This is a genomic window from Pseudarthrobacter sulfonivorans (assembly GCF_024391045.1).
Taxonomy (GTDB): domain Bacteria; phylum Actinomycetota; class Actinomycetes; order Actinomycetales; family Micrococcaceae; genus Arthrobacter; species Arthrobacter sulfonivorans_B.
This window is the reverse complement of record NZ_JANFCZ010000014.1, coordinates 1-12204: the sequence shown is the minus strand read 5'-3', so window position 1 is coordinate 12204 and position 12204 is coordinate 1. Positions and strand designations below refer to the sequence as shown.

Sequence of the window (12204 nt, the reverse complement as noted above, 5' to 3'; positions counted from 1 at the left end):
CGGCGATTTGGATTGTTTGATTCAGGTCGGGTCTAGTAGGTAGTGACCATCCCGAGCGGCCGAGAGACCTGGATCGATGAAGCCGCAGCAACCCTGGTCAGTGTGGCCCCCCACGGCACGCGCTGATAGCAAGGAAAAAGCCTTGGGTACCCGGAACTGACCACTCCGCTAACAGGCTTGACTCCGTAGGGTGCTACTGCCAGGACCGATGGAGTGATCCTATGCCTGCAGTCCTGTCTTCCGAGCGCGCCGCCGCCCCGTACGGCACCGCCGCGACCACCTGTTTTAATGACCCGCCGGTGAAGAAGGCTGCTCCGTCAGCCCACCTGGAAACCACCCTTCGCACTGGCAACAGTGTTGCGGACGGGCGCGCTGCAGCCGCCGCCGCAACATCGGCAGACGCCGCCCAGTTGGATGCCGCAACGGCGTCCGCTCCGGCAACGGGATGGTCTCCCGCCGGAGTCCGTTTACGGAACTGGGCGCGTCTGCCCCTTGGCCTGGTCGTCCCGGCGGTCCTGCCGGCACTGATTGGAAAACTGACCGACGCCCTCCCGGGCCTGGCAGAGAAATGGGCGGTAAAACGATGGGCCTGAGCACCCTGGAAACAACACATCCCGGCACGGAAACCGAGCGTATGGCGTTCTGGGAGGACGCCGCCCGGCGCCTCGACTGGGCCGAGCCGTGGCACACAGCCCACACCTTTGAAAAAGCACAGCGCCTCAGCGGCCCCGAGGTTCCCGCCGACGAAGCCGAATACTCCATTCCCCGCATCGAATGGTTCGCCGGCGGAAAACTGAATGTGGCCTACAACTGCGTGGACCGCCACGTGGATGCCGGCCGCGGCAGCAAGGTGGCCCTTTACTTTGAGGGCGAGCCGGGCGACCGCCGCGCCATCAGCTATGCCGAACTGCAGCGTGAAGTGGCCAAGGCCGCCAACGCGCTCCTGGCCCTGGGCATCACCAAGGGCGACCGTGTGGTCATCTACCTGCCCGTCATCCCCGAAACCGTCATCATCACGCTCGCCGTGGCACGGATCGGCGCGATCCATTCCCTGGTGTTCGGCGGCTTCTCCGCCGAGGCGCTCAAGTTCCGCGTGGAGGACACCCAGGCCAAGCTCCTGGTGACCACGGACGGCCAGTTTCGCCGCGGCGTCGCCGTGCCCGTCAAGGACAACGCGGACGCGGCCGTCGCCGGGGACAACGCCATCGAGCACGTCCTGGTGGTCAACCGCACCACCGCTGCCGAGGACCTGGGCAGCGTCCCCATGACCGAAGGCCGCGACATCTGGTGGCATGACGCCGTCGGAAGCGCCGCGGACGTGCACGAACCCGAAGCGTTCGACGCCGAGACTCCCCTGTTCATCATGTACACCTCCGGAACCACCGGTAAGCCCAAGGGCCTGGTGCACACCTCCGGCGGCTACCTGACGCAGGCGTCCTGGAGCTTCGAGCACCTGTTCAGCAACCCGGACCCGGCCCTGCGCGACCAGGACGTGCACTGGTGCACCGCGGACCTCGCCTGGGTCACCGCGCACACCTACGAAATCTACGGGCCGCTCTCCAACGGCGTCACCCAGGTGATCTTCGAAGGCACACCGAACACCCCGCACCCGGGCCGGCACTTCGAAATCATCGAGCGCTACGGGGTCACGCAGTACTACACCGCCCCCACACTGGTCCGCTCGCTGATGGGCTGGTTCCCGGACGGCGTCCCGGACACGTACAACCTCTCCTCCATCCGGCTGCTCGGCACCGTGGGCGAGGCCGTCAACCCGGAGGCGTGGCGGTGGCTGCGGCAGAACGTCGGTGCCGGCACCGCTCCCGTAGTGGACACGTGGTGGCAGTCGGAGACCGGCGCCACCATCCTCTCCCCCGCCCCCACGGACACCGAGTTCAAGCCCGGCTGCGCGGCCCGCCCGCTGCCCGGCGTGAGTACCAGGATCGTGGACGACGCGGGCACAACAGTCCCGGCGGGCGTCCAGGGATTCATTGTGGTTGACGCATTTGGGCCCTCCATTGCGCGGACCGTCTGGGGCAACCCGCAGCGCTACCTGGACTCCTACTGGCGGCAGTACGCCGAGCAGGGCTGGTTCCTGGCCGGCGACGGCGCCAAGTACGACGCCGACGGCGACATCTGGATCCTGGGCCGGGTGGATGACACCCTCAACGTCTCCGGCCACCTGCTCTCCACCATCGAGATCGAGTCGGCGCTGGTGTCCCACCCCGACGTGGTGGAAGCCGGCGTATGTCCGGTGGCGGACCCGAAGACCGGCCACGCGATCGTCGCATTTGTGGTCCTCCGCAACGATGCTGCGCAGGATTGCGCTGCAGACCTCCGCAACCACGTTGCCAAGGAGATCGGGCCCATCGCCAAGCCTCGCGACGTCGTCGTGGTTCCTGACGTTCCCAAAACCCGCAGCGGCAAGATCATGCGCCGGCTGCTGACCCAGCTCTTTGAGGGGACCGCCCTGGGCGACACTACCTCACTCCAGAATGAACCGGCCATTGCCGGAATCCAGGACGTCCTGCGCGAGCGGGCCCTAGCAAAGGAAAATTCATGACAGACATCAGCAACGTAGCCCGTCTCTCCGAACCGCTGAAGTTCGCGTACTGGGTGCCGAACGTCTCCGGCGGCCTGGTGGTCTCCACCATCGAACAGCGGACCGGCTGGGACTTTGACTACAACAAGAAGCTGGCGCGGATCGCCGAGGACTCCGGCTTCGAGTACGCCCTGACCCAGACCCGCTACGCCGCCTCCTACGGTGCGGACAAGCAGCACGAGGCCACCTCGTTCAGTCTGGCCCTGCTGGCCGCCACCGAACGCCTCAAGGTCATCTCCGCGGTCCACCCCGGCATGTGGCACCCCGGCGTGCTGGCCAAATACATCATCACGGCCGACCACATCTCCAACGGCCGCGCCGCCGTCAACATCGTCTCCGGCTGGCTCAAGAACGAGTTCACCAACTTCGGCCTGGAATGGCTGGAGCACGACGAACGCTACGTCCGCACCGAAGAGTTCATCAAGGTGCTCCGCGGCCTGTGGACCGAGACGGAGTACAGCCAGTCCGGCAAGTACTACAACATCACCGATTTCACGCTGAATCCAGCCCCGGTAGACGTCCCCGGCCGCGCCCACCCGGAGATCTTCTTCGGCGGCAACTCCACGGCGGCGCAGGCCACCGCGGGCCGGGTGGCTGACTGGTACTTCTCCAACGGCAAGGACCTTGAGGGCTTCAAGGAAAACATTGCCGGAGTGGTTGCCGCTGCCGCTGAGACGAAGCGCGGCACCGACGGCGCTTTGCCCTCTCCGAGGTTTGGCCTCAACGGGTTCGTCATCGCCCGCGACTCCGAGAAGGAAGCCCGCCACACCCTCCGCGAAATCGTTGAGAAGGCGCACAAGCCGGCAGTGCAGGGTTTCCGCGACGCCGTGCAGGAAGCCGGCGCCTCCACCAAGGACGGCAAGGGCATGTGGGCCGACTCAAGCTTCGAGGACCTGGTCCAGTACAACGACGGCTTCAAGACCCAGCTGATCGGCACGCCGGAGCAGATCGCCGAGCGGATCGTCGAATACAAGAAAATCGGCGTGAACCTCTTCCTCACCGGCTACCTGCACTTCCAGGAGGAAGTGGCCGCGTTCGGCCGGGACATCCTGCCGATCGTGCGCGAGTTGGAAGCAGACCTGGCCCGCAAGAACGGCACGGAGCTGGATCTGTCCGGAACCCCGGCCGTCAAGCTGGAGGTGGCTGCGTAATGTCTGAGCGTACTTTCGGTTTCCGCACCCGCGCCCTGCACGCCGGCGGCACCCCCGACGCCGAGCACGGCGCCCGCGCGGTGCCCATCTACCAGACCACGTCCTTCGTGTTCAAGGACACCCAGGACGCGGCGAACCTCTTCGCCCTGCAGAAGTACGGCAACATCTACTCCCGCATCGGGAACCCCACCGTGGCCGCGTTCGAAGAACGCATCGCCTCCCTTGAGGGCGGCATCGGCGCTGTGGCGACGTCGTCGGGCATGGCCGCGGAATTCATCACCTTCGCTGCGCTAACCCAGGCCGGCGACCACATCGTCGCAGCCTCCCAGCTGTACGGCGGCACGGTCACCCAGCTGGACGTGACGCTGCGCCGCTTCGGCGTGGACACCACCTTCGTGCCCGGCACCGATCCCGCGGACTACGCCGCGGCCGTGCAGGAGAACACCAAGGCGATCTTCGTCGAGGTGGTGGCCAACCCGTCGTCGGAAGTCCAGGACCTTGAGGGGCTGGCTAAAGTAGCGCACGACGCCGGCATCCCCCTGGTGGTCGACGCCACCTTGAGCACGCCGTACCTCGTGCGGCCGCTTGAGCACGGGGCGGACATTGTGATCCACTCGGCCACCAAGTTCCTTGGCGGCCACGGCACCACCCTCGGCGGCGTGATTGTCGAGAGCGGCCGGTTCAACTGGGGCAACGGCAAGTTCCCCACCATGACCGAGCCTGTAGCGTCCTACGGCAACGTCTCCTGGTGGGGCAACTTCGGCGAGTACGGCTTCCTGACCAAGCTGCGCTGCGAGCAGCTCCGCGACATCGGTCCGGCGCTTTCCCCGCAATCGGCCTTCCAGCTGCTGCAGGGCGTCGAAACCCTGCCCCAGCGCCTCGACGAGCACCTGAAGAACGCCCAGGCCGTGGCCGAATGGCTTGAAGCGGACGAGCGTGTGGCTTACGTGAACTTCTCGGGTCTCCCGTCCCACCCGCATTTCGAGCGGGCGAAGAAGTACCTGCCGCTGGGCCCCGGCTCGGTGTTCTCCTTCGGTGTGAAGGGAGGCCGGGCCGCCGGGCAGAAGTTCATCGAGTCCCTGCAGCTCGCCTCACACCTGGCCAACGTGGGCGATTCCCGGACCTTGGTGATCCACCCCGGTTCCACCACCCACCAGCAGCTCAGCCCCGAACAGCTCCAGTCCGCCGGAGTTCCCGAGGACCTGGTCCGCATTTCCGTGGGCCTGGAGGACATCGACGACATCCTGTGGGACCTGGACCAGGCGCTGACCGAGGCCTCACTCGCGGCCGCCACCGACGAGGCGGCTGATTCACTCCTGGAAGCTGATTCCTGCACGATCGGAGCACGCGCATGAGCATCGAAACCCGCACCTGGGAAGGCCCGTCCGCACCGGAGCGCCTGAACCTGCTCCGCGCGGCCAAGTCCATTGCGATTGTGGGCGCCTCGGACAAGCCGTCCCGGGCCAGCTACTTCGTGGCCACCTACCTGCAGTCGTCCACGCGCTACAAGGTCTACTTTGTTAATCCGGTGGTCAAGGAGATCCTGGGCCAGCCCACGTACGCGTCGCTGGCCGATCTCCCGGAGAGCCCGGACATTGTGGACGTGTTCCGCAAGCACGATGACCTGCCGGGCGTCCTGGACGAAGCCATCGCGGCCGGCGCCAAGACCCTCTGGCTGCAGCTCGGCTCCTGGCATGAGACGGTAGCTGCCGATGCCGAAGCGGCAGGCCTGAACGTGGTGATGGACCGCTGCGTGAAGATCGAACACGCCCGGTTCCACGGCGGCCTGCACCTGGCCGGCTTCGACACCGGGGTGATCTCCTCCAGGCGGCAGCTCCTGTCCTGACACGGGGCGCCGCAGCAAAACACTGATTAGCGGTTGAACTTCTTCAGCCAGATGGAACCGGGGCCGGCATCGCTGGCCCCGGTTTTCCCGTTCCGTGCCGGGTCGAGGATGGTGGAGGCCACATTCCCGACGACGGCGGGCGCTTCAGTCACGAGCTTTCCGGTCTTTTCGAGCATGCCGGCAGGCGCGCTACCTACCTCACGCGGCGGAGCTTCCTTGGCGGCCTTGTCCTGCCCCGCCCCTGCACCGGTGCCGCCTGCCGCTTTCCGGGAGCCGGCGTCGTCGGGCGCTGAGTCGATGGCTGCAGCGTGATCTGCCCCTGAGTTTCCGGCAGCTGAGTTCCCGGCACCCTGGTTCCCCGAATCATGCTTGTGACTCCGTGCTCCACCGCCGGGTACTGTCTTCCCTGCCATGTCGGATTCGGACCCTCCCCAACCCTGGCTGCCGGGGTGGGACCGGGCAGTTTCCGGATCCGTCTCTCCCGGCCGGGCTGCCTCGGGCGCGTCAGCGGCAGAATCCCCTGCGGGCACCCCGGCCACGCTGGCTGCTGAACCGTTGGTAGCAGGAGTCCCCGCGATGGTCCACGAAGGAACCCAGTCCTGCAACATCTGCTGGATTGATGAGCTGGCATGGGATTTCGGCCCGGAGGCGGTGGCTGCCACGCCGGTGACACCCAGCCCCATCCCGGCGATGACGGCCAGCCCCACCGCGGCTGTCCGATGCCTTCGGCGAAGCCGGTGCCGGTCAAGCTGGGTTGGGCGCTCGGCAAGGAGCGCGGCAAGTTCCCCGCGCGGCTCGGGAACAGGCAGGGACGCGAACGCGCCAAGCGAAAGCAAGGCGGCGCGAAGTCCCGGATCGGTTTCGCCCGCGTCGCGCAGCATTTCGTCCACGGTGTCCAGCAGGGTGGTGTTGCCCGTCATCGCGTCACATACTCCTTCACTGCGGACTGCTCGCGCAGCCGGATCAGCGCGCGTCGCTGCAGTTGTTTGATGGCGCCGCTGCTCTTTCCCATGAGTTCCGCGGACTGCTCGATGGTCAGGCCCGCGATCAGCCGGAGGGTAAGTACTTCACGCTGTTCGTCCGGAAGGATGCCCAGGAGGTCCTGCATTTCCTGCGGTGAAACGCGCTGCATGACTTCGTCTTCGGCGGATGACTCCTCGCGGGCATCCAGTTCGGGTTCGAACGGAAGCTCGACGGGCGCGCGGCGCCGGCGCCGGTGCTCGTCCACCATTCGTGCGTGGGCCACCGAGAAGACAAAGGTCCGCAGCCCGGCAACACCGCCGGTGACCGTTTCCAGCCGCGGCAGGACGGCGAGGAACACTTCCTGCATGACAGCCTCCGGATCTTCTACCCCGCGGGCTGTGAGGTAGCCCAGCACCTGTGATGCGTAAGTTCGATAAACCATGTTGAACAGCTCAGGTTCCCGGGCGCGCGCACGCAAAACATCGTCTGTCAGCGCGTCAGTCACGGACATAGGGCCTTCGTTGGGGGGGATGGTGTCCCCGCTAACCTTACCCTCCGGTAACCACGCGGGTGCCCCGGAGCAATGCCTGCACCTGAGAGGAACAAAAGAGCCAGTCTGAAACCTGATGGGGGACAAGTTTCAGACCGGCGCTTCATAAAGGTAATCGTCCCGGGCCCGCCGGGGGTTACGCACTTGCACAAATACTTTTAAAAACTTTTTGCGCCGGACACGAAATCCGGCCGCCGGCTCAGACGGCGCCCGACCACCGGGCCCCGGACACCCTTCCGCGGACCGCGTTGAAGTGGGCAAAGGCACGGACCCGGCTGACGGAAACATGCTGCTCGTCGCGGGCGGGCTCGGCTGCCACGGCCGCCGCGGACACGGCCAAAGCGGGCACAGCGGGAACGGCCACTGGCCGGAGCGCGGCTGGCTGGTGGGCGGGAATGAGCGGATCGGGTGCGGCGCCGGCGGAGAGATCGGTAATCAGCCCCGTACCGGCGCACTCGCGGGTGACGGCGATCCCGGCCGCGACGGCTGACTTGTCCGCGAAAGCCCCGGACTCCGCCACCACCGTGCCATCCGGCGCCTTAAGGCGGAACCTGAACAGCGAATCCGCATCAAGAAAAACTTCAAATATCCCGGCCATAACAAAACCCTTCCGGTCGGCGGCCTGCCGTCTGCTTGAGCCCGATGTCGGCTGTGGCCCGGGCGTGGTCCTGCGGCGGCATCCGCGGTCTGTTCGAACGGACCTTGCTCCGTTCACCTTGTCTTAAGAGTCTCCCGGTGGCCTCCAAGGCACCACAAGACTGCATGGGTAAACCCTGTGTAAATTGCATCGCACCCGCGGTTGGAGCTGCATCGGGGTGCCAACGGCCGCCCCCGCCAGCCCCGGCGAACCGCAAAAACAACGGCGGCGGGCCACCCCCGAAGGGTGACCCGCCGCCGTCGAATATTCTCCCCGCTACCTCCCCAAATCTCGCAAGCTCGATTGGGGCCCCTCGGTAGCGTGGGCCCACATGTCAGTCGTTGATGAGGTCGTGGACCACGATTGTCTGGTCCCGGTCGGGGCCGACGCCGATGGCCGAGAAACGGGTGCCGGAGAGCTTTTCGAGGGCCAGCACATAGTTGCGGGCGTTCTCCGGCAGGTCTTCCAGGGTGCGGGCTCCGGTGATGTCCTCGGTCCAGCCGTCGAAGTACTCGAAAATGGGCACTGCGTGGTGGAACTCGGTCTGCGTCATGGGCATTTCGTCGTGCCGGACGCCATCCACGTCGTAGGCAACGCAGACCGGGATCTGCTCGATGCCCGTCAGGACATCCAGTTTGGTGACGAAGTAGTCCGTGAAACCGTTGACGCGGGATGCCTGGCGGGCCAGGACGGCGTCGTACCAGCCGCAGCGGCGGGGCCGGCCGGTGTTAACGCCGAACTCGCCGCCGGTCTTCTGCAGGTACAGTCCCATCTCGTCGAACAGTTCCGTGGGGAACGGGCCGGCGCCGACGCGGGTGGTGTAGGCCTTGATGATGCCGATGGAGCGCGAGATGCGGGTGGGCCCGATGCCCGAGCCCACGGAGGCGCCGCCCGCTGTGGGATTGGAGGAGGTGACGAACGGGTAGGTGCCGTGGTCCACGTCCAGGAACGTTGCCTGGCCGCCCTCCATCAGCACCACTTTGCCTTCATCCAGGGCGTTGTTCAGGACCAGGGTGCTGTCGATGACCAGCGGACGCAGGCGCTCGGCGAACGAGAGGAAGTAGCTGACGATCTCCTCCACCACAACGCTGCGGCGGTTGTATACCTTGACCAGGAGTTCGTTCTTCTGGCGCAGGGAGCCTTCCACTTTTTGGCGGAGGATGGACTCGTCGAAGACATCCTGGACGCGGATGCCCAGGCGGGCCACCTTGTCCATGTAGGCCGGGCCGATGCCGCGGCCGGTGGTACCGATGGCACGGCTCCCGAGGAAGCGCTCGGTCACCTTGTCCAGCACCTGGTGGTACGGCGCAACGAGGTGGGCATTGGCGGAAACACGCAGCTTGGACGTGTCTGCGCCGCGGGCCTCCAGGCCGTCAATTTCCTGGAAGAGGGCTTCGAGGTTCACCACGCAGCCGTTGCCAATAATCGGAACCGCGTTGGGGCTCAGGATGCCGGCCGGAAGGAGCTTGAGCTCATACTTCTCACCGCCCACGACGACGGTGTGCCCGGCGTTGTTGCCGCCGTTCGGCTTGACGACGTAATCAACACGGCCGCCGAGGAGATCGGTGGCTTTGCCTTTTCCTTCGTCGCCCCACTGGGCTCCTACGATCACGATTGCTGGCATGGGATCCTCCCCCATTCTTTCGGGCCGGTCCCGGAGGGATTACCAGGGCTCAGCGCCGTACATGAGAATGCCCCGGAAGTTCAGGTGCCGGCCGCCGGGAGGCGACGCTAACCGCAAGAGTTCCGGGGCTCTTACCACCCAAGTTTAGCCGATCACAGACTTTGTCCACCCATGAGCCCGCCTGCGGCCCTTCGTTTGCCGCTCAGGACCGCAGACGGGCTTTGCATGGCGTGCTACTCGCTGTCCGCTTCTTCGCCCGGACGGGAGGTCTGGGTGTCCAGACTGTCCCAGAAGGAGGTGTCGGCGTCGGCAATTGAACCGTTTGCGATGGCCGCCGCGGTGGCGGTCAGCGTTGTTACCGTCTGCTTGATCAGGTAACCGTTGCTGCGCAGCCCGAGGGCGTAGCCGTCGAGGTAGTGATCCGACATGCCCCGCATTTCAAAGAGCAGGGTGGCGATTCCGTACTCCACGGCGATGCCGTTGCGGCTGATGGTCTCGGCACTGCCGCCCACGTATTTGCCCAGGTGGCCCCACCCGGTGGAGTCAACGTTGTTGAACACCACGGCGCCAAGCTTCTTGGACCGCTCAACCAGGGCCGGATCGGCGTTGGGGGTGGTGGGGTAAAGGATGGATCCCGAGACCAGTTTCCCGTCCCGTTCACTCCGCGTGCCCTGGTGATGGAGGTCAATCATGTAATCGATTTTGTATTTGCTCATCACGTTGTTGTGCAGCGCCTGGGTTTCGGGCTGGGCTTTGGTCACGTGGTCCCGATTGAGGTCAACTTCCTCCGCGTTGTACCGGGTCATGTTGCGGTCGCCCTTGGCCAGGTAGTCATCCAGCGGAAAGTTGACGTCTCCCATGGCCCCGTCCGCGTTGAGCATGGGAACAATGAGGATGTTCACACCGTCGAGGACGTCCCGCGACTTTCCGGTGCCAAGGTGCTTGACGAACTGCAGGGTGCCCTCGGTGGTGAGCTGTTCGTTGCCGTGCTGCTGCGTCAGGTAGAGGATGGTGGGCTTGGCCGGGTCCGACAGATATTTCACCAGGTGGATGTCCCGGCCTTTGACGGTCTGGCCGATCACCTCGAGTTCCATGGCGGGCTGGCGGGCGTCCTGATCCTTCAGGAAGGAGACCATCTCGTCATAGGTTGAGAGCTTGGACGTGGTGATCTGGCCGTTGCCGTCATGGTTGGGGCCTTCGCCCACGGCGTTTGCCATCGGAGCCGGGGCGGCCAGGGCCGCGAGCGCCAGGGCTCCCGAAACGGCCAGGGTCCTCAAAGTTGCCAGGGTTTGGTTCACGGTGCGTTACCTCTTTCGAGTGCAATGGGGGTGCGCGCGGCCACAACAACTTTGTTGCGAGCCGTGACAGCAGCAAACCAAGCTATACGGATTGTGTCAATTATCGTGACCTGGCCGCGACTGGCCCCAGTCCGGATAAATCCCTCTGTTCACCGGCGTTTCGTTTCGCTGGGCTTGATAGACTGATGTAGATCGACTAGGAATCGGTCCACACCACATTTCAAACCATCCCGGAATGGCTGCGCCCCCCTGCGCCCATTTTCAGGGTGGCGCAGCACCGAGCCCCGCAGGAGACACTTCACTTCATGACAGCCCTGGCCCCCGAATCTTTCCGTGAACAGCTCATGAGCCGCCGCTACGAGCCCAACGTTGCCGCCGTCAACGAGCTGTGCGATTCCCTGCAGAGCGTCAAGCCCCACACCGAAGTCCCCTACGTGGACCCCATGCACGACGTGGACGAATGCCGCATCGTCAGCCTCTACTCCAACATCGGGGAGGCCGACCCGTCCGGGTTCATCACCGCGGGCGACGATGACGCCGCCACCCGCATGCTCGGCATCCAGTGGAAACTCGGCCTGCGCCCCGAGTTCGTCATGCCGTGGAACGTCCACCCGTGGCACACGCCCGGCGAGGTCAATGGCAAGTTCACCCCGGACCAGATCTCCGCAGGCCTCAAGCCGCTGCTTAAGTTCCTGGCCCTGGTCCCCCGCGCCTCGGTGATCGTGGCCCACGGCACCGAAGCCAACCGGCTGGCCCAGCTGCTTCTGAAGACCGAGGTGCCCATGATCTGGCGCCGCGGCCTGAAGACCTACAAGGTCCGTTCCCTCAGCGGCCGCGCCTTTGCCGGGACCCCGGCCCGCCAGGAGCAATACCTCGAGGACATGCGCGTCGCCTACGCCGATGCCATGGCCCGGACCGGCCTGGCGAAGGCTGCCAGCTAGAGTTCCGCCACACCACCCTTAAAGTTCGACGGCGGGTGGTTACCTTTCGGACTGAAAGGTAACCACCCGCCGTCGTTCGCTTCTTAAACTCCAACGCGGGGTCGCTCCCGGCCCGATAAACCACCGTTATCGGGCTGGAAGCGACCCCGCCTTGCTTTGTTCTAGGCGCCTTCGATGGCTGCTTTCGCGGCCGGGTCCGAGTCGTTCAGGAACTTCTCGATGCGCTCGGGCTCCTCGGCCTCACCGATGGCGGCGGAGGCACGGCCCAGCGAGTAAAGCGCCCGCAGGAAGCCGCGGTTGGGTTCGTGCTCCCAGGGGATGGGACCCACGCCGCGCCAGCCGTTGCGGCGCAGCGAGTCCAGGCCGCGGTGGTAGCCCACGCGCGAGTAGGCGTAGGAGTCGATGGTGCGGCCCTCTGCCCACGCCTCCTCTGCAAGTACAGCCCACAACAGCGATGACGTGGGGTGCTTCTCCACCAGGTCGAGGGCTTCCGTGCCCGCATCCAGCTGCTGGTAGACCTCGGTCTCGGCAGGCAGGAGCGTGGGCTCGGGGCCCATGAGGTTCTTGCGGAACTCGTCGGACATGCTAGAACGTC

General features: G+C 65.5%; 12 protein-coding genes. 6 read left to right on the top strand and 6 right to left on the bottom strand.

Annotated elements, in window-relative coordinates; translation table 11 throughout:
- Window positions 1–221: 221 nt before the first annotated feature.
- From NQJ30_RS10865 to NQJ30_RS10845, 5 genes are read left to right on the top strand one after another with little or no spacing between them, the layout of a single operon-like run.
- Window positions 222–593, top strand: a complete 372-nt coding sequence (locus NQJ30_RS10865) for a hypothetical protein (RefSeq protein ID WP_255769936.1) — start codon at window positions 222–224, stop codon at window positions 591–593.
- Window positions 584–2560: an acetate--CoA ligase gene (gene acs / locus NQJ30_RS10860; protein WP_441339094.1), complete on the top strand. Its 1977-nt coding sequence runs from the start codon at window positions 584–586 to the stop codon at window positions 2558–2560. The genes NQJ30_RS10865 and acs overlap by 10 nt, the downstream gene beginning before the upstream one ends.
- On the top strand, window positions 2557–3750 hold the full coding sequence (gene sfnG, locus NQJ30_RS10855) for a dimethylsulfone monooxygenase SfnG (protein WP_255769934.1): 1194 nt from the start codon (window positions 2557–2559) through the stop codon (window positions 3748–3750). The genes acs and sfnG overlap by 4 nt, the downstream gene beginning before the upstream one ends.
- Window positions 3750–5105, top strand: a complete 1356-nt coding sequence (locus tag NQJ30_RS10850; protein WP_255769933.1) for an O-acetylhomoserine aminocarboxypropyltransferase/cysteine synthase family protein — start codon at window positions 3750–3752, stop codon at window positions 5103–5105. The genes sfnG and NQJ30_RS10850 overlap by 1 nt, the downstream gene beginning before the upstream one ends.
- On the top strand, window positions 5102–5596 hold the full coding sequence (locus tag NQJ30_RS10845; RefSeq protein WP_255769932.1) for a CoA-binding protein: 495 nt from the start codon (window positions 5102–5104) through the stop codon (window positions 5594–5596). Before NQJ30_RS10850 ends, NQJ30_RS10845 begins: the two co-directional genes overlap by 4 nt.
- A 26-nt stretch (window positions 5597–5622) precedes the next feature.
- On the opposite strand, the gene NQJ30_RS10840 is transcribed toward NQJ30_RS10845, so the two are convergent.
- The 5 genes from NQJ30_RS10840 to NQJ30_RS10820 form a co-directional block, all read right to left on the bottom strand.
- Window positions 5623–6516: a hypothetical protein gene (locus tag NQJ30_RS10840; RefSeq protein WP_255769931.1), complete on the bottom strand. Its 894-nt coding sequence runs from the start codon at window positions 6514–6516 to the stop codon at window positions 5623–5625.
- Complete coding sequence (locus NQJ30_RS10835) at window positions 6513–7064, bottom strand: RNA polymerase sigma factor (protein ID WP_255769930.1); 552 nt, start codon at window positions 7062–7064, stop codon at window positions 6513–6515. The genes NQJ30_RS10840 and NQJ30_RS10835 overlap by 4 nt, the downstream gene beginning before the upstream one ends.
- A 244-nt stretch (window positions 7065–7308) precedes the next feature.
- On the bottom strand, window positions 7309–7707 hold the full coding sequence (locus tag NQJ30_RS10830; protein ID WP_255769929.1) for a YegP family protein: 399 nt from the start codon (window positions 7705–7707) through the stop codon (window positions 7309–7311).
- A 373-nt stretch (window positions 7708–8080) separates the two neighbouring features.
- Complete coding sequence (locus tag NQJ30_RS10825; protein ID WP_255769928.1) at window positions 8081–9370, bottom strand: adenylosuccinate synthase; 1290 nt, start codon at window positions 9368–9370, stop codon at window positions 8081–8083.
- Window positions 9371–9603: 233 nt separating this feature from the next.
- Entirely contained in the window at window positions 9604–10668 is a 1065-nt protein-coding gene (locus NQJ30_RS10820; RefSeq protein ID WP_255769927.1) for a M14 family zinc carboxypeptidase, read from the bottom strand.
- Between the two features lie 305 nt (window positions 10669–10973).
- Here NQJ30_RS10820 and NQJ30_RS10815 point away from each other — a divergent pair, with 305 nt between their 5' ends.
- Window positions 10974–11609, top strand: a complete 636-nt coding sequence (locus NQJ30_RS10815; protein WP_255769926.1) for a uracil-DNA glycosylase — start codon at window positions 10974–10976, stop codon at window positions 11607–11609.
- 161 nt (window positions 11610–11770) lie between these two features.
- On the opposite strand, the gene NQJ30_RS10810 is transcribed toward NQJ30_RS10815, so the two are convergent.
- Window positions 11771–12193 (bottom strand): DUF3151 domain-containing protein, encoded by a 423-nt coding sequence (locus tag NQJ30_RS10810; RefSeq protein ID WP_255770013.1) that lies wholly within the window; start codon window positions 12191–12193, stop codon window positions 11771–11773.
- Window positions 12194–12204: the final 11 nt, after the last annotated feature.